General features: G+C 67.1%; 16 protein-coding genes and 2 pseudogenes. 15 read left to right on the top strand and 3 right to left on the bottom strand.

Annotation, left to right across the window (positions count from 1 at the left end):
- Positions 1–323: 323 nt before the first annotated feature.
- The 7 genes from ABZS77_RS26880 (at position 324) to ABZS77_RS26850 (ending at position 7,411) form a co-directional block, all read left to right on the top strand.
- Positions 324–1,358: an alcohol dehydrogenase catalytic domain-containing protein gene (locus ABZS77_RS26880; RefSeq protein ID WP_354828325.1), complete on the top strand. Its 1,035-nt coding sequence runs from the start codon at positions 324–326 to the stop codon at positions 1,356–1,358.
- 100 nt (positions 1,359–1,458) lie between these two features.
- On the top strand, positions 1,459–2,361 hold the full coding sequence (locus tag ABZS77_RS26875) for a hypothetical protein (RefSeq protein WP_354828323.1): 903 nt from the start codon (positions 1,459–1,461) through the stop codon (positions 2,359–2,361).
- A 106-nt stretch (positions 2,362–2,467) separates the two neighbouring features.
- Positions 2,468–3,424: a 3-deoxy-7-phosphoheptulonate synthase gene (locus ABZS77_RS26870; protein ID WP_354828320.1), complete on the top strand. Its 957-nt coding sequence runs from the start codon at positions 2,468–2,470 to the stop codon at positions 3,422–3,424.
- A 261-nt stretch (positions 3,425–3,685) separates the two neighbouring features.
- Complete coding sequence (locus ABZS77_RS26865; protein ID WP_354828317.1) at positions 3,686–4,456, top strand: hypothetical protein; 771 nt, start codon at positions 3,686–3,688, stop codon at positions 4,454–4,456.
- Between the two features lie 55 nt (positions 4,457–4,511).
- Positions 4,512–5,015, top strand: coding sequence for a cupin domain-containing protein (locus ABZS77_RS26860; RefSeq protein WP_354828314.1), 504 nt, complete (start codon positions 4,512–4,514; stop codon positions 5,013–5,015).
- 351 nt (positions 5,016–5,366) lie between these two features.
- Complete coding sequence (locus ABZS77_RS26855) at positions 5,367–6,644, top strand: aminotransferase class III-fold pyridoxal phosphate-dependent enzyme (protein WP_354828311.1); 1,278 nt, start codon at positions 5,367–5,369, stop codon at positions 6,642–6,644.
- Between the two features lie 35 nt (positions 6,645–6,679).
- Positions 6,680–7,411, top strand: a complete 732-nt coding sequence (locus ABZS77_RS26850; protein ID WP_354828308.1) for a hypothetical protein — start codon at positions 6,680–6,682, stop codon at positions 7,409–7,411.
- Positions 7,412–7,957: 546 nt separating this feature from the next.
- On the opposite strand, the gene ABZS77_RS26845 is transcribed toward ABZS77_RS26850, so the two are convergent.
- Positions 7,958–8,722, bottom strand: coding sequence for an endonuclease/exonuclease/phosphatase family protein (locus ABZS77_RS26845; protein ID WP_354828305.1), 765 nt, complete (start codon positions 8,720–8,722; stop codon positions 7,958–7,960).
- Between the two features lie 368 nt (positions 8,723–9,090).
- Here ABZS77_RS26845 and ABZS77_RS26840 point away from each other — a divergent pair, with 368 nt between their 5' ends.
- Together ABZS77_RS26840 and ABZS77_RS26835 are read left to right on the top strand one after the other, a co-directional pair.
- Positions 9,091–9,276 carry a hypothetical protein gene (locus ABZS77_RS26840; protein WP_354828303.1) on the top strand — a complete coding sequence of 62 codons (186 nt, stop codon included), beginning with the start codon at positions 9,091–9,093 and terminating at the stop codon, positions 9,274–9,276.
- Between the two features lie 48 nt (positions 9,277–9,324).
- Positions 9,325–10,287 carry a TauD/TfdA family dioxygenase gene (locus ABZS77_RS26835; RefSeq protein WP_354828300.1) on the top strand — a complete coding sequence of 321 codons (963 nt, stop codon included), beginning with the start codon at positions 9,325–9,327 and terminating at the stop codon, positions 10,285–10,287.
- Here ABZS77_RS26835 and ABZS77_RS26830 read toward each other — a convergent pair.
- Positions 10,270–11,119, bottom strand: a pseudogene (locus ABZS77_RS26830) (IS5 family transposase). The gene ABZS77_RS26835 and the pseudogene ABZS77_RS26830 sit on opposite strands and share 18 nt — an antisense overlap.
- Positions 11,120–11,398: 279 nt before the next feature.
- On the opposite strand from ABZS77_RS26830, the gene ABZS77_RS26825 reads away from it, so the two are divergent.
- From ABZS77_RS26825 to ABZS77_RS26800, 6 genes are read left to right on the top strand one after another with little or no spacing between them, the layout of a single operon-like run.
- Entirely contained in the window at positions 11,399–12,718 is a 1,320-nt protein-coding gene (locus ABZS77_RS26825) for an ATP-grasp domain-containing protein (protein ID WP_354828297.1), read from the top strand.
- The gene (locus ABZS77_RS26820; RefSeq protein ID WP_354828295.1) at positions 12,715–13,998 is read left to right on the top strand and encodes a type III PLP-dependent enzyme; all 1,284 of its coding nucleotides are present in this window, start codon (positions 12,715–12,717) and stop codon (positions 13,996–13,998) included. The genes ABZS77_RS26825 and ABZS77_RS26820 overlap by 4 nt, the downstream gene beginning before the upstream one ends.
- Before the next feature lie 6 nt (positions 13,999–14,004).
- Positions 14,005–14,265, top strand: coding sequence for a phosphopantetheine-binding protein (locus tag ABZS77_RS26815; RefSeq protein ID WP_354828293.1), 261 nt, complete (start codon positions 14,005–14,007; stop codon positions 14,263–14,265).
- Positions 14,266–14,305: 40 nt separating this feature from the next.
- Positions 14,306–14,704, top strand: a complete 399-nt coding sequence (gene acpS, locus ABZS77_RS26810; protein WP_354828290.1) for a holo-ACP synthase — start codon at positions 14,306–14,308, stop codon at positions 14,702–14,704.
- Positions 14,701–15,552 (top strand): cupin-like domain-containing protein, encoded by an 852-nt coding sequence (locus tag ABZS77_RS26805; protein WP_354828287.1) that lies wholly within the window; start codon positions 14,701–14,703, stop codon positions 15,550–15,552. The genes acpS and ABZS77_RS26805 overlap by 4 nt, the downstream gene beginning before the upstream one ends.
- Positions 15,549–16,085, top strand: coding sequence for a hypothetical protein (locus ABZS77_RS26800; RefSeq protein WP_354828284.1), 537 nt, complete (start codon positions 15,549–15,551; stop codon positions 16,083–16,085). Before ABZS77_RS26805 ends, ABZS77_RS26800 begins: the two co-directional genes overlap by 4 nt.
- 202 nt (positions 16,086–16,287) lie before the next feature.
- On the opposite strand, the pseudogene ABZS77_RS26795 reads toward ABZS77_RS26800, so the two are convergent.
- Positions 16,288–16,482 (bottom strand): annotated as a pseudogene (locus ABZS77_RS26795) (hypothetical protein); the annotation flags it as partial.

Raw genomic sequence — 16,482 nt, 5'->3', positions numbered from 1 at the left:
CGAGGCCCTAACGGGCATCAGGGTCCGCCGTCAAGCTGTCAAGATTAGGTTGACGGCGAGGCCGGAGGTGGTGGGCGATTCGGCTCGCGCTCATGCCTCGCTGCCACGGTCGTCGGGGGCCGCGATTCGAGCCGAGGTGGCTTGGGCTCGGGGTGTTCGGACCGGTCCACGTCCCGTGCGGCGGAGTCGGTGTCGGTGCCGCCGCTCGGCACCGAGGTCCTAACAAACGCTAGGACCGAGGCCCGATGAGGTGCGGCTATGGTGTCCATAATGGAGTACAACGTCTGGGGCGAGGCCAGCGCGAACCACGGAAAAGATCAGTCATGACCTCCCTGCGAATGGCCGGGAATTCCTTTCGTGAACTGGTGCATCGATCAACCTTCAGGAGGACGGATTTCATGAAGGCTGTCGTTCGGAGCCCTACGCGTGTCGAGCTCGGCGACATTCCTGTGCCGTCACGACCCGCCGGTTGGCTCAGGCTTCGAGTGCTGCTGGCGGCCATCTGCCGCACCGACGTCCAAGCGGCGACCGGACTCCTGCCGCTCGGAGGCACCAGGACCCTCGGTCACGAAGTGGTCGGGGAGGTCGTCGAAACCGACCCGATGAGCAGGTACCGGGTCGGCGACCGGCTGGCGGTGGCGCAACCACTGATCCCGTGCGGGGACTGCAAGGCGTGCGCGGACGGTGACCGTTGCGCACGCCGGCTCATGTTGGGTGTGGACGTCGACGGCGCGTTCGCGGAGCAGGTGGTCGTGCCGGAGGTTAGCCTGCGTGCCGTGCCGCCGGAGTTGCCGCTGCAACGGGCGGCGTGCGTGGAGCCGATCGCCGCGATGTCCGCGGTGCTCGGGGCTCCGATCCGGCCCGACGCCAGGGGAATCGTGCTGGGTTCAGGACGGATCGCGGACCTAACGACCCGAATCATGCGGGCCCGCGGCTTCGCCGACGTCGAGGCCGCGCCGTCCCTCGGCAGCCAGCAGGGTGTGCGGTTTGGTGAGATCGCGACCGACGGGTCCTCTCGCGGATACTACGACTTCGTGGTCGAGGCCGCCGGCACCGACGAGGCGCTCGACCTGGCGCTCCGGTTGGTCCGACCCGGCGGGGTGGTCGTGTTGAAGAGCCGCCCGGCGGTGCCCCTCGCACTGGATGTTACCCGGGCCGTACGCAACGACGTCACGCTGGCCTCGGTCTCCTACGGCCCGCTCGACGATGCGATACGCCTGGTCGGCGAGCTCGACATCGACGACCTGATGGGCCCGGTCTACCCGATGGTCAGGTTCGGCGAGGCATTGGCGGCCAGCTTGGACGAGCCGCTCGGACCCAAGATCTTCATTGCCCCGGACGCCTCGCTGGCGTCGTGAGGCTCGGACTCGCTTGTCGCAGGTCCCATTCACGCTCGGCGCCGCAGTTCCCACAAACAGCGGGACCGAGCTTCAGGACGAGAAAATTACGGTGGCCAACATGACTGACCAAGCTCTTGACTCGATGGTGTCGACGAATCGGCCGGGGCCGGCAATTGTCCGCAACAGCGACGGCGAGGTGTCGGTGACCCTGCCCGACATTCATCCGGGGTACGGCGACGAGCACTACATCGAGCACCGCCGCTGGATCGCTGCCCTGGCGCTGTACGCGCGACCCGGCGATCCGCCCTCACACGTCGCGTACTCCGACGGTGACCGCCAGGTCTGGCAGCTGGTGACCGCGAAGTTGCGTGACCTCCACCGAAGCTACGCGACCGCGGCGTACCTCGAATCGCTGAGCGCGCTCCAGCTTCCCTCGCACCGTCCGCCGCAGCTTCGCGACGTCTCGGACACCATCGAGAAGGAGACCGGTTTCCGGATGACTGCCGTCGCCGGCAGCATCCAGGCCAGGACCTTCTACGAGAGTCTCGCCGATCGGAGCTTCCGGGCCACTCAATACATCCGCCATCACTCCCGACCGGAGTTCTCTCCCGAACCCGACATGATTCACGAGGTCGTAGGGCACGGCCCGCACCTGGTCAACGAGCGTTGGACGCAGCTGTACCAGCTCGCGGGAGACGCCGTGCGGCGGCTGCAGGACCCCAGGGCGGTGGATCTCGTCTCGCGCGTCTTCTGGTTCGGTGTCGAGTGCGGGCTCGTGAACGAGGGGGGCGAGGTGAAGGCATGGGGTGCCAGCCTGATGTCCTCCGTCAAGGAGCTCACACAGTTCCGGAACGCCAACATCAGGCCGCTGAGCGTGGCCGACATGGCCGCCCAGGACTACAACTCGCACGCCCAGCAGCAGGTGCTTTTCGTGGCGGAATCGCAGGCTCATCTGGAGGACTTCCTCGGCGAGTTCTTCACGACCGTCCAAGACGATTCGCCGTACGCCGTCGAAGCCTGAGATCTTCTGCGGTAGTGACCGACCTGCGGGGGTCGTGCCCGCGATGCCAGGCGGTCCGGTCGCGAGCCGGTTCCGATCGCCGAGGTCGCGGGGGAGGGCGGGCAGCTTGAGCCAGGCGAGCGCGCGGGACGGCGTACCGGCGATGACCGGCGCGACGGCCCTGCCCCCGCTGGTCGCCGATGGCGAGTGTGAGCTGTTGCGGCAGCGGACCGCCGATGTAGCAGCGGGGAGGGCCGTGCTGCTCCACGTGGGCGGCCCCGTTGAAGCGGACGGCCAGATCGGCCGGGAGGCCGTCCGCGAGCAGCTGCGCACGCTCACCCAGATGCAGGTCATCCTGACGTACGTCACCGGCCTGCCCGTGGTGAAGGTGGGATTGATCGCGGGCGCATACCACCATCAGGCGGCCGCGCTGAACCTTGTTCGGGCGCTGACGGCTGGTCTAGGTCCCGACCTGGGGGAGATCCCGTGGGGCAGTGCCGGTGCGCAGGTCGACGCCCGCCACCGGGACCAAATGTCCAGGATCGCGCGCGGCCTCGCCTTTTTGAAGGGGTATGGCCTGACTCGCCTCAGCCGAGGCGGAGAGGTGTTCGCTGGGCACGACTGTCCGGGTTGTGCGGGCTGTGCCACGGCCGGGCATCTACTGTGGCTCGACGCCGGCCTGACCGATCCCGACCGGCTGGACGCGCTGGTCCGTGCCCCCAACGCCCTGGCGATCCGGCTCGGGGTGGAGGTCGAACCCGACAGAATCCTGCGGCTGATCGACTGGCTCGATCCCTGCCGAGAGCCTGGCCGGTTGACGTTCGTGGCCGGGATGGCCTCGGATCTGCTGCCCCCGCTGGTCGAGAAGGTACGCGCGACGGGTGCCGAGGTTTGCTGGGTGGGTGATCCCGGTCCCTTCGAGCCGGGCGCCCGGTTGCGGGCGTTCGTCGAGGCTCTTCGATCAGTCGGCGCCCATCCCGGCGGCGCGCACGTGACCGTGTCGGGGCCGCGCGGTGCCGCACTCGACCTGGTGCTGGATCTCGCTGACGCCCTCAAGGTGGGTGCTCGCACTCCTCCGTCCTGAGGTTGGGCGGCGAGGACGGGAGATCCCGAGCACACACACGAAGAAGTGGCAGCAAACCGGTGCATAATTCGCCGAAAACGGACCAGGAGATGGTCTTGACAGGTTGCATCCATGCCTTACGATGATCAATCTGTTGGTCGGGTGGCATGTCAATGGGTCGCCGGTTGTGCCGACCGTTGTCACATCGACCACGTCCAACCGGATCGCCGGCAGAGAAATCGTAAAGCCGGCATAATGGGTTTCTGTACGGGGGCGCTTTTCATGCAGACGACGATCGAGGCCGAAGTAGAGGCTATCGTGACATGGCGAAGCAGGGCCCGCCATCCCGGCGGGACCAGCATCAAGGAGCGCGTTAACCTCAAAGACGGTGATCAGCTGAACTTCGGCATATCCCGATACACTGGCGAACTTCAGCCCGGGGCGGCCCCGATCATCGGAGCCTTTGAGGTCACCGACCGCCACCTGCTCATCTCAAATCTCACCACCAGCACCACCTATGTGATTGAGAATCTAGAGGGCGGGACCGAATTGGTCAAGGCGCGACCCCGGCAACTCGGAGTAGTTGTGCCGTTTGAACTCTCGCGCATTCTCATTCCGACCGGCACGGGCATATCGGAACTGACCGTCTTCGGTCCGCCGCCTCGCCTGCTGTTGCCCGAGCAGGCGGCCTTGGAGTCGGAGTCCGCCATATCCAAGCTGGACGCGACGAGCATGTACTTCGCCGTCCTGGTGGCCCTGTGCGAACCGCGCCTACGCGGATCGTCGATGGCTGCCGTGCCCTCGGTGCGGGAGGCGGTGGAACGGCTCAAGAGTATCGACCAGTTCCGGGACGCGAATCGCAGCAGCATCAACTACCACATCGACTACCTGGCGGATCAGAAGCTCCCCGTCCGGCAGTGGGCCAAGTATGTCGACCAGGGACGCATGCACTCCAAGCGGGAGGCGCTGGTCGCCTTCGCGCTCCGGTTCGACCTGGTGCGGGAGGAGCACCTCGCTCTGCTGCCCGACCTCAATCGCCCGGGACGCGGCTGAACCTCGTGCCGAGGTACTGACAGGTATCAGTACGAGAACGTGCCTCGGGTGCGGCATGCTCGGACTGCCGGCCGGCACGGGAGGCATCGCCGTCGCCTGCGCCCGGCACCTGCGTCCTCGGCCTGTGGGTCGCTTGCCGGCGCTCTTGGCCCGCCCGGACGATGACCGGCCCGAGGGACAGGAGGCGTCGCAGGTGCAGTACAGGTACGCGGCCCAGGACGCGCAGAAGTTCACCAAGCACGGCATCGACCTGACCGTCTACGGTCAGGAAAATCCATCCGCAACGGTTGTCCATGTGCACGTCGAACGAGGTCATTTCCAGGAGTTCTACAACGTTCGAAGTGCCTATATCTACTACATCGTCAGCGGTCGAGGTGTGTTCCACCTGAACAGTGAGGCCATCGCTGTCGGCGCCACCGACCTGATAGTGGTACCGCCGAACACCCGCGTGTACTACTTCGGAACGATGGAGATGGTCCTGACCGTGGCGCCGGCCTTCGTCGAACAGGATGAACGGCATGTCAGATTCGTCGAGGACAGCGAGTGCCGCATCGACTGATTCGTTGAGCGGCACCGGTCGTGCCGGCCGGCGGGGGCAGAGGCGTCACGGGTGCCCCGCCGGCGGCCACACTGCGGTCGTCCGCCCCGCACCTCCACCGTGCGACTCGGCGCTCCGGTCCTGTTACCTGTTAGGACTTTAGAAAACAGATCTGGGGCAGACTGGGCTTGCCAGCGGGGAGGGGCGTAGTGCCGTCATCACGGCGGTTGGCGGCGTCGTGCGGAAAACTGCGGTCGGCTCACGCTCTGCGATGAGATCGCTGGTGGGGAGCCCTGAATTCCGGCAGCAGCTCGGTGCTTTTCGAACGGAAGTCTCGAATACCCGACGCTCCGTCCTTTGGAGAGGCAGACAGTGCAGAGTGCCACGTCAACGAGTTCCTTGTGGCGGCCTTGGACGCCAATCACCCAGCAGGCCGGTTCGACGCGGATCGTCGAGGCGAAGGGCAACCGTGTCCGCGACGCGGAGGGCCGTTGGTACATCGACGGCATATCCGGCGTCCTGAACGCGTCGTGCGGCCATGGGCACCCGCGGCTGATCGAGGCGGCGACCCGGCAGCTCCAGCAGCTCGTCCACTATGACCCCATGGTGTCGACCCATGAACCCGCGGAGACGTTGGCCTCGCGACTCGCCCAGATCCTGCCCGGAGAGCTCAACGAGACCGTCCTGCTGAACAGCGGCTCCGAGGCCACCGAGGCGGCCATGCGGATCGCGTTGCAGTACTGGCGCAACATCGGCCAGGACCGCAACCGGGTCATAACCTTCGCGGCCGCCTATCACGGCACGACCCACCTGGCCCAGCAGCTGTCCGGGTTGCCGTTCACCGTCAGCGAGTGGGCCGCACCCTTCCCGATCAGCCACGTCGCACTACCCGCGTCGCCTCGCGAGATGCGGACCGCGGAGAGCGCGGACGCGTTGATCGCACTGTTCGCCAAGGAACTCGAGAACGGCCCGCCCGCCGCGGCGGTCATGGTCGAGCCGTTGCTGGGTCTCGGTGGCTGCATCGTGCTCCCCACCGGCTTCCTCGCCCGGCTCCGACGGCTCTGTGACGATCACGGCGCACTGCTCATCTTGGATGAGGTGTTCTGTGGCTTCGGCCGCACCGGACGCATGTTCGGGTTCGAGCACGACGGCATCACCCCGGACCTGGTCACGATGAGCAAGGGGATCAGCGGCGGGTACCTCCCGCTGGCCGCGTTGACGGTCACCACCCCGGTGAAGGAGACGTTCGCCCAGGAGCCGGTCGCCCAGGGGCTTCGCTACGGACACACCACGGGGGGCCACGCCGTCGCCGCCGCCGTCGCCAACACCGTGCTCGACGTCATTGCCGAGGAGAGGCTCGTCGAGAACTCGGCGACTCAGGGCGCTGCTCTGCTGGAGGGCCTGCAGAAGATCGAGTCCCCCCTCATGGCCGATGTCCGCGGCCTCGGGTTGGTGGTCGCCATCGAGACCGACAGCCCGGAGTCCGCTGCCGCCCTGGCCGAGGCCACGGCGCGGGCAGGGGTGATGACGCGCCACGAGCGCGGCGTCATCCGCATCGCGCCGCCCTTGACGCTCACCGCTGCCGACACGGCGGAGATCCTCCAGGCAATCGGCACTGCCGTCGACGGTGTCGCTGCATCACGTCGCTGAGCCGAATCACCGGCGAGCCAACGGAAGGAAAGCATGTGATCGGGACTGTCGCCACGCTCCAAGAGATCAGGCACCATCTGGAATCGGTCGTGGGCAGTGGGAAAGGGTCGACTTTCCAGGGGTCGGAGTCGGTGGTCCGCCACCTTGCCGAGCCCGGAGAACTGCGATCCCTGATCGGTCAGGTCATCTCGGACGACGACCTGCTGGCCAAGATAGCCAAAAGCTCGTACTACCACGCGAACAACTTCTTGAAGATCGTGCTGCTTGCCGGGGAGAAGAATCCCTGGAAGCTGCGGCTCCACATGTGGCACCCACAACCGAACGACTCGGGCCTCATCACAGAGGACATCCACTCGCATCGGTGGGACTTCACGACCGCACTCGTGGTCGGCGAGTACTTCGCCCAGGAGTTCAGGATCGGCCCGGGCACCGAGTACTACCACTTCAAGTACCTGCCGATCGGGAAGGGGACCAGCACCTTCTCCCTGGAGGCGCAGGGCAAGGAGCAGTTGAGTGCGGTTTTCGAGGCCCTCCTACCTGCGGGGACCGTGTACCACATCGATCACCGGGTACTGCACTGCATCTCGCGGTCCGCCGGCAGGGCGGCGGCGTCGCTCGTCCTTCAGCAGCCTGCCGCAGAGGACTTCACGAACGTCTACCGCACGTCGCCGGTCGGCGAACAGGCCAGGACCGAGATCGAGGTGCAGCGGCCGTCCGTGGCCCAACTGCGGGAGGAGCTGACACGCTTCCTGACCTGGCTCGACTGAAGCCGACCGGTGGCGCCGGCCGAACACGAGTCGAGGCCTGCGGGAACGGAACGAGCGGCTGCGGATGGAAGTTGTCGCCTTCTACGTCCGCAATGAGTTCGGTGATGAGCCCGTGTCCCGGTTCCGTTCTCTACGTCGATGCGCTCGCGCCGCGGTACGGCGGGGGCGACCTGTCCGGCTCGGTCCGGCGAACCTCGCACGACCACTTCTGGCAGCCGGACCAGGACCACTTGGAGGACGAGCCCGAGTCAAGCGAGGCCGGTGACGAACTGGCGATCATCGGCGTGGCGCGTCAGGTCAGGTCAGGACGGGCAGGTACCGATCCCTGAGTCTGTCCCACCAGCGGCTGAGCAGCCGATACCGGGTGGCGGAGCGGTCATCGCGTTCGGCGTTGAACAGCTCCGCCGTCTGAACGGCGCTGGCCAGGACAGTCCCGGGGCCGGGGGCGCGCCATGCCGCACCGGCTTGCCGGAGCGTGCGCCCCTGCGCCCCCGCCGTGGTCACGACGCCGCGCGGGTGGATGCCGCGCCTGTGAGACGAGCCGGCTCACAGGAGGAAACTCGCCTGGCAGTACGAATGGTCGGAGCGGGTCGTCGCCACCGTGGTGGTGAGCAGCCGGATCGTCTGCCCGTAGAGTATGTAGTCCTTCTGCATGCCGTTGGGCGTCGTGGGGGTGGCGTCGAAGGCGCTGAAATAGTGACCCGGCAGCAGCACCTCGGCTAGGAGGTCCATTGGCCGCGCATGGTTCAGGTCGACGGCGGCGACCGCCGGACCTGCCGCGCCGATGGCCAGCAGTTCTGTCCGCAGCATCTCCCACATCGGGGCGAAGATCGGGTCGGTGGGACTGATGCCGAAGCGGCGCAGCGGAAAGCAGTGCCCGTTGAGGAGGCCGAGGGTACGGTCGCCCAGCTCCAGCCGTCCGACGACATAGCCCTTGTCGTGCAGCTTCCAGCTCTGCCCGTTCGGTCCGACCACGTGCAGTTCAGGGTTGGGAAACTGCACGTACCTGGCATCGCGGACGGGATAGCGGGACACGATCCCGAGCGCCAGTGAGGCATCCTCCGCCATGTGGGATGCGCTGGTGGGGAAGGACGCGAAGTACGGATATCCGAGGTCCCCCGCCAGGTGTTCAGCCTGCCCCATCCGGCTCCCGTGGTAATCGTGCGCCTCTTGCAGGCAGATCACGTCGGGCCGGTGCTGCTGCAGGACCGATGCGTAGTAGTCCATCGAGGGGCTTACGCCCTGCTGATGGGATTCCCCGAGGATTCCGCCTCCGATGTTCCACGTCGCGATCTTCAGGAAGGTGGGCATCACCACTGTGTCCCCCGCGGAGAAAGTGAGCTCGACGGCTGCTGGCGCGAGCCCGAAACGACTCGTCCTGGTGGGATCCACCGCGCCGTTGGTGGGCGTGCCGGGCGGCCTGCCCGGCCTGTGGGGCGTACCCGGCTGGTGACCCCGCTCGGCATCGGGCGCCGGGGGTACTGTGCCATAGCTGATGATGAGCTGACCAGCCCAACGTCACGGGCGGGCGACCGTTTGGTCCCGGGATGTACACCCAAACACCTGCCAGGGTGTCCCGCCCGTGCGCCGCATCCATACTGAAGTGGTTGATGCCGAACGCCCTCCCGGCAGCGGGCACCGGTTGTGGGTCGGCCGAGGCCCGGGCGCGCGCACCGGCGATGGATCGCCTGGTGTTCCTGGTGGACCGGCGCGACTCGCCCCGGCTACTAGTCTGCTCGGTCCGGTACTTCACCAGGCGGGCCATGGGTCTGGCGGTGCCGTGGCCCGCCTGGCTGTCGTTGGCGCCGGGCGCGGATCCGGCGTGCGGCCGTCGGCGGGCAACCCGGCCGAGGGCTGCCGAGTGAGTCTCACCGGAGCGGGCATCGACGGGCCGAGTCGACAGGAGAAGTCACGTGACCAAGATCGTCCCCATGTCACCGGACGAGGCGCCGGTTCCCTCCTTCGAGGCCCCGGACGACTCACCGATGTCGTGGCTGCAGGACATGGCGGCGACCATTCATGAATTGCTGCTGGCGCGCGGGGCGGTCCTGCTGCACGGCATGCCGATGGAAGGACCGGACAGTCTGGCCCGGGCGCGGGAGCGGCTGGGGTTCGGCGGCTTCACGCCGACCGAGGTGTTCAACCGCCGCACCGACTTCGGCAACGGCATCCTCTCGCCGATCAGTTGGCCGCAGAACCGGCACATCTGCCCGCTCCAGGAGAGCTCCTTCAGCACGACGTACCCGTCGGTGGTGCTCACCGCCTGCGTCACCCCGCCGGAAGGGGCGGGGCGGGCTCACCTCAGCGACGCCCGCCAGATGGTCCGGCACCTGCCCACTGATCTCGCCGACGCCGTGCGGTCCAGCGGCTGGACGATGGTGCGGAACTTCCACGGCGGATTCGGCCTCTCCTGGCGCGAGGCGTTCTCCGTCCCGGACCGGGCAGCGCTGGAGGACCTCTTCGAAGCGGAGGAGATCCAGTCCGAATGGTTCCCCAGCGGCTTGCTGCATACGGTCCGCAGGCGACCCGGCTTTGTCAAGCATCCGGAGACCGGAGAGGAATGCTGGTTCAACCAGCTTGCTTTCCTCAACGCGGGCAGCCTGGATGCGGCGGAACGCGGGTTCATGACCAAGGCTTTCGGCAGGCATCTCCCGATGGACACCTTCTTCGGTGACGGCTCGCCGTTGTCCGAGGAGGATTTGGCGGCGATCGACGACGCGTACGACGCGACGAAGGTCGAAATTCCGTGGCGCCGCGGAGATCTGCTGATAACCGACAACATCACCATGGCGCACGGGCGATCCGCGATCGAGGGTTCCCCCGAGTTTCTCGTCGCCCTAGGCCGTGTCTTCAAAGGTTCACAACCATTGGAGTAGCGCGGCGATGGTGACGGTGGCCTGGTAGGACGTGGCGGTCTTGTCGTAGCGGGTGGCGACGCTGCGGCATTGTTTGAGCCGGTTGAAGCAGCGTTCGACGACGTTACGCCGCTTGTAGAGCTGTCTGTCGAACGTCGGTGGCCGGCCGCCGCGGTTGCCTCGCCGACGGCGGTTGGCCTGCTGGTCAGCGCGTTCGGGGATCGTGTGCCGATGCCGCGTCGACGTAGGTTGGCGCGGATGGCCTTGGAGCTGTAGCCCTTGTCGGCGATGACGTGGTCCGGGCGGACTCGGGGCCGGCCTGGTCCTGCCCGGTCGACGCGGATGGCGGCCATGACGTGGGTGAAGCGGGTGCAGTCGTTGACGTTGCCGCCGGAGAGCACGAAGGCCAGGGTCCGGCCGAGGCCGTCGCAGGCGAGGTGAATCTTGGTGATCAGCCCACCTCGACTTCGTCCGAGGGCGTGATCTTGTGGTTCGTCCGCTTCTCGGCGCCCCCTTTAGCGCCAGCCGCGTGCTGGTGGGCTCGCACAATCGTCGAGTCGACCGACACCAGCCAGTCGATGTCCCCAGCCGCGTCCGCGTCGGCCTGCACTCCGGCGAGCATCCGCTCGAACGTCCCGTCGAGGGCTCACCTGCGGAAACGGGTGTAGATCGACTGCCAGGACCCGTAGCGGGCGGGCACGTCCCGCCACGCCGCTCCGGCCCGGATCTTCCACACGATCCCGTTGAGCACCCGCCGGTCATCGACCCGGGGCCGACCACCGGTCACCGCCGACGGCAGATACCTCGACAGCGCTTCCCACTCGACGTCAGACAACTCGTAGCGACGACCCACGCGCTACATCATCCGACACCAAGATCCTTTGAAGGCACCGCCCAGCGAAGAAGGTGGGCTCGTATCACGCACCGTGATTCTACGCCGGTCCTGCTTCGGGGGGCGGCAGCTCAGTGGTGACGCTGTGTCACGTCGTCCAGGTACTGACAGGTGCCAGTATCGGATTGGTGCCCCCGCCCGGCATGGTCGACACCTGCATGCGGTGCCATGTCTCGCAGGACCCTGTTGCGGTACCGAGGAGTTGTAGTGGGTTTCGCCAAACGGTTGAGGCGGGATCTCGTGGAAGACGAGAACGCCCGCTTCGTCTATCTCAACAATTTCGAAGTGGAGCGCAGTTGGGCTGTCGGTGAACCCAAACTCCCCGGTGCGGGCATCTCGTTCGCCTCGGCGACGGTTAACCGCATGGAGGAGATGGGCGCCCTGCTCGCCGAGGATTCGGACATCGTGCTGCTCAAGTCGGCGATGGACGACGGCTACGGCGCATACCTTCGGGCGCTCGACGCTTCGGCGGGCGAGGTGGTCGCGGTGGAGAAGTCGCTGCCGTCGCGCACGATCACCGAGGACGTGCTGGAGTCGCCCCAGACACTGGATTTTCTGCGTGGCTTGGCGGACGGTCGGACCCACCTGATGCCGATGGGGATTTCCGCGGCGGAGGAACAGCTCTCGGAGATGGTGGGCCTGCCGTTGGCCGGCCCGCGTGCCGAAGTGTGCAAGAGGGTGAACGGCAAGATCTACAGCCGCCGCCTGGTTGACGCCTTCGGACTGACGCCCGTGCCAGGTGTGGTGTGCGTGCGAGTCATGGATCTGGCCGACGCCCTCAGGGCCCAGCTCGCTGGTGGCGGCCGGGCGGTGGTGAAGGAGTCGCTGGGCGTCTCCGGGCGGGGTATGGCGGTCGTGCCCGATGCGAGCGCTGCAGACCGGCTGCTTCGATTGATCGGCCGCCGCGGCCCACAGGCGCGGGTCGACATGGTGGTCGAGTCCTGGATCGAGGACGCGGTTCAACTGAACTACCAGATCCTGGTGAGCCGCTCCGGACGCGTCGGTTTCGAGGCGGTCAAGGAGGCGGTGCTGCAGAACAACGTGCACCAGGGGCATCGTTTCCCGGTGTCCCTGTCCGAGAAGCACAATGCCCAGTTGCGTGAGGCGGCTCAGGTGATCGGCCGCGCGCTGCACGCGGACGGCTACTACGGGATCGCCGGCGTGGACGCAATGATCGGCCCGGACGGGACCTTGTACCCATGCCTGGAGATCAACGCCCGGTTCAACATGTCGACCTACCAGAGCCGGCTCGCGGAGCGGTTCATCGGTGACGGGCGGCACGCCGTCGCCGCGACCTTCAACCTGAAGCTGTCGAGGACGCATTCCTTCGCGGAGGTAGCCGCGGCGCTCGGCTGCCATCTGTTCGACGGGACCAACCTGCCGGGCGTACTGATCAACAACTTCGCCACCCTGAACTCGGGTTTCGGCTCGGGGCCCGGGCCGTTCCACGGGCGCGTCTATGGCGTGTGCATCGCTGCCGACCCTGGTGAGGCACTCGCCTTGCGGAGCCAAACCGAGGAGTGCCTGCGTGTCATGGCAGAGAGCGGGAGCAGCTCGTGAGGATCCAAGGGATTTCCTGTACCGAGTTGGCGGAGCGCTTCGGCACTCCGCTCTACGTCTACGACGGTGACGTTCTGCTGGAGCGTCTGTCCGAGTTGTCCAACGCCCTTCATCCCGCTCTCGAAATCTTCTTCTCGCTGAAGTCGAACCCGAACGTGAGCGTGTTCAAGACCCTGCACAGCGGTGGCGCACGGGCTGAGGTGTGCTCGCTGCTCGAGCTGCGCACCGCCCTGCTGGGCGGGGCGGAGCCGGGGGACGTCATCTTCCTGGGCCCCGGCAAGAGCGACCAGGAGTTGGAGGCGTGCCTGCAGACGGGGGTGTACGCCATCGTCGCCGAGTCCTTCGACGAGGTGGACAGGATCGAACATCTCGCGGCCGAGCGGGGCATCCGGCAGCGTGTCCTGCTACGGATCAACCCGGCGCATCTGGTCAGCGGATCCCGGCTGACCATGGGCGGCAAGCCACGGCAGTTCGGCATCGACGAGGACCAGGTGCTCGCCGCCGGAGACCTGACGGCGCGCTACCGGTACGCCCAGCTAGCCGGCGTCCACGTCTACATGGGCACCCGGATCCTCGATGCCGAGGTCGTCGGGAAGAACACGCGGTACGTCCTGGAGTTGGCCGACCGGGTGGCGGCAGTCACCGGCATCCCGCTGGAGGCGGTCGACATCGGCGGTGGACTGGGGGTCGCCTACTTCGAGGGGGAGGAGGATCTCAGCGCGGCGTCGGTGGCCAAGGAGATCAACCCGCTCGTCGAGGAATTCGCACGGAGCCACCCGGGCACCCGGTTGATGCTGGAGTCGGGCCGCTACTTGACCGCCTTGGCAGGCGTCTATGTCGTGTCCGTGCGTTACGTGAAGGAGTCGATGGGGGAGTCGTTCGCCGTCGCGGACGGGGGCACCAACCACCACATGGCCGCCGTCGGAATCGGCTCGTTCGCCAAACGAAACTTCCCGGTGCAGTTGCTCAACCGCGAGACGGCCGGCGACGAGCTGCGGAGGTGGAACGTCACCGGGCCGCTCTGCACGCCCAACGACACGTTGCTCAAGCGTGCCGCCCTGCCCCCGCTACGGGTGGGTGACCTCCTTGGCATCACCCGATCGGGTGCCTACGGGCCTTCGGCCTCACCTGGAATGTTCCTGGGCCACGGTTTCCCCGCGGAGGTTCTCGTCCGTGACGGCGAGGCGCACCTGGTGCGCAGTCGTGACCTGCCCGAAGACCTGCTAAGAAACCAGCACCTGTACGGCTCCGCCGCATCGCCGGCAAGCGCGAAGGAATGAGGCCCCATGAACCGCGAACAGACCATCGAGGACATCCGGGTCGCGCTCTCCACGGTGCTCGACCGACAGATCCCGCAGGTGAGTGAGGACGTCCGCCTCGTCGAGGACCTTTCCCTGGACTCCACCAGCGTCATCGAGCTGCTGATGGCTCTTGAGGACACCACCGGCTTGGAGGTAGACGTGGAGGAATTGGAACCCGACGTCTTCCGGACGGTCGGGACCCTGGCCAACTACCTGACAGCCGGGGTCCCGGACGCGGTGGCGTGAAAACCCCGAGCATGCGCGCCGGCACGGTTGGCAGGCCGGCATGAGAATAGGCATCGACCTGCTTGCCATCCGGCGGTTCTCCCGGATCGCTCGGCACCAGCGTTACTGCTCCCTGGTCTTTACCGAGGCGGAACTCGCTCAGGCCGACGCCATGGGGCCGGAGCGTCGGGTGGAGCGCCTCGCCGGCCGCTTCTGCGTCAAGGAGGCGACCTGCAAGGCCCTCGGCCGGGGATTCTGGCAGGGGATCCATTGGCGGGACATTGAGGTGCTCAGCGATTCCTGGGGCCGGCCCGTCGTGACGTTGCACGGCGGTGCCCGCAGGATCGCCCGGGAACTGGGCGTGGGCGAGATGACGGTGACGCTCACGCACGAGGCGGACCTGGTGGTGGCGGTCGCGGTGGCCAATGATCCCTGCCCTGACGAAGGGACACCCCAATGATCGATCATGGATCGGCGTCCGGCATTGACCAGAGCGAGTTCATCGACACCTACCTATCCAGGAACAGGCCGTTTGTCGCACGGAACTGCTTCCTGCGTTCGTGGTCGATGGCGCCGCCGTGGCAGCTGGACCTGCTGGCGCAGAGATTCGGCCACCACCGTGTCCCTGTCTTCGACACGCTGTTCGAGATGCAGCGGACGGTCGATTTCAGCGAATTCGTGGCGATGATGGAGAAGCGGGCGCGCGGCGACGAGCCCGTGCCGTACATGCGGTGGTACGTTCGGCAGCGTCGGTTCCAGATGATCTGCGCGGACAAGGCGTTCGAGGAACTGGCCGGAGACTGGTCCGCTCCGTCCTGGTTGCCGTCGACTGACTACGTGTTTCCGGCCATCCGGCAGGACGCCGATCCGGTCAGGAAAAGCTTCCCGGCCAAAGGCCTGTTCATCTGCGACGCTGGCGGTCGTACCCGGCTGCACGTCGATCCGTGGGCGAGTGATGCCGTCCTCTGCCAGGTCACCGGAGAGAAGCGGTTCGTCATGTATCCCCCGGAGGCGGCGGAGTTCCTGTCGGACGGGGACACCCTGATCGACGTGGAGAACCCGGACGACGTGCGCTTTCCGCGGTGGCGGTCGATAGAGCCCGTCGTGGACGCGACGCTCTCTCCGGGTGACGCCATCTTCATCCCCGCCGGCTGGTACCACACGGCTGTCGCCCTCACGCCCAGCGTGTCGATAACGTGGAACTTCGTGCATGAGACGAACGCCGACCGGTTTGCGGAATATCTGCGGTCCGGTGGCGACGCGGACCCGACGGTCAAGTATTTCGGCCAGCCCGCGAAGCAGCGGTGACGCGCCGCGCCTTCCCCCTGCTGCCGGCCACCGGATTCCGGGCCGAGGTGACGCGGGTCCTCGAGGTGTTGCAGGAGGTGGCGCAGGCGGCCGGCGGTCGGTTCGTCGTCGAGGAGGGCGATGTCGCCGGCGCGCCGTTCGGCGAAGTCCTCGACATGATCTCGTCGGACGAGGACGAACGGACACCTGCCGGGAAGGTTCTCAGCACCACGGCTGAGTCCGACGAGGACTTCCCGCGGCGCTACCTGGCCGCCGGAGACGAACGGCTCGCCTGGCTGCATGACCAGGCCGCCCACACCCGCGGGGCGCAGCGGCTCGACCATTCCCGCGACAGCCTGGCCCCGATCTGGGCCATCGGTCGCCTCGAACTGTGCCCGCCGATGCTCCTCCAGACAAGGGGATCCTTGAAAACGGAGCGTCTTCCAACGCCCGACGGACGCGGTGGCGGTCTACGGCGCCGAGTGCGTCCGCCACGCCGTACCCGAGCTGAGCTGGCAGGTGGGGGCACGGGAAACCCGGGGATACGTGTGTGAGGGTTAGCCGGTGCTGGCCGGGCGTGGCCACACCCTTGAGCCGATCAGCTCGCTAAGGCCGCGCATGGGGGAAGGTCTATCACCTGCGCCACCCCGACCCGGCGGACCTGTGCACCCGCCGGCCGCCGAGGACCTGCGGGACAGGTCCGACGTCGCCGTGGCGGGCGTCGCTCCGAGGTTGACGAGCGCCGGCGGGCGGGCCCTACGGGCAGAACCGGCCGATCACCTCGGTAGCCGCGCGTGACAGGGTGTCGCCGTCAGCGCCGTCGAGGAGCCCGGCCACCACCGCGTCGGCGGTCGTCGGGTCGAGGACGTCCTCGACGTTGCGACGGAACTTGGCGGCCACCTCGTCGGTGGTCAGCGGGTCGTCCGGGTTGCCGCGGGCGTTGCGTACCGT

Origin of the sequence: Micromonospora sp. NPDC005298 (assembly GCF_040607375.1) — a bacterium.
In the GTDB taxonomy this organism is placed as follows: domain Bacteria; phylum Actinomycetota; class Actinomycetes; order Mycobacteriales; family Micromonosporaceae; genus Micromonospora.
Note: the sequence above shows the minus strand (reverse complement) of the source record. Positions and strands in the feature narration are given on the sequence as shown.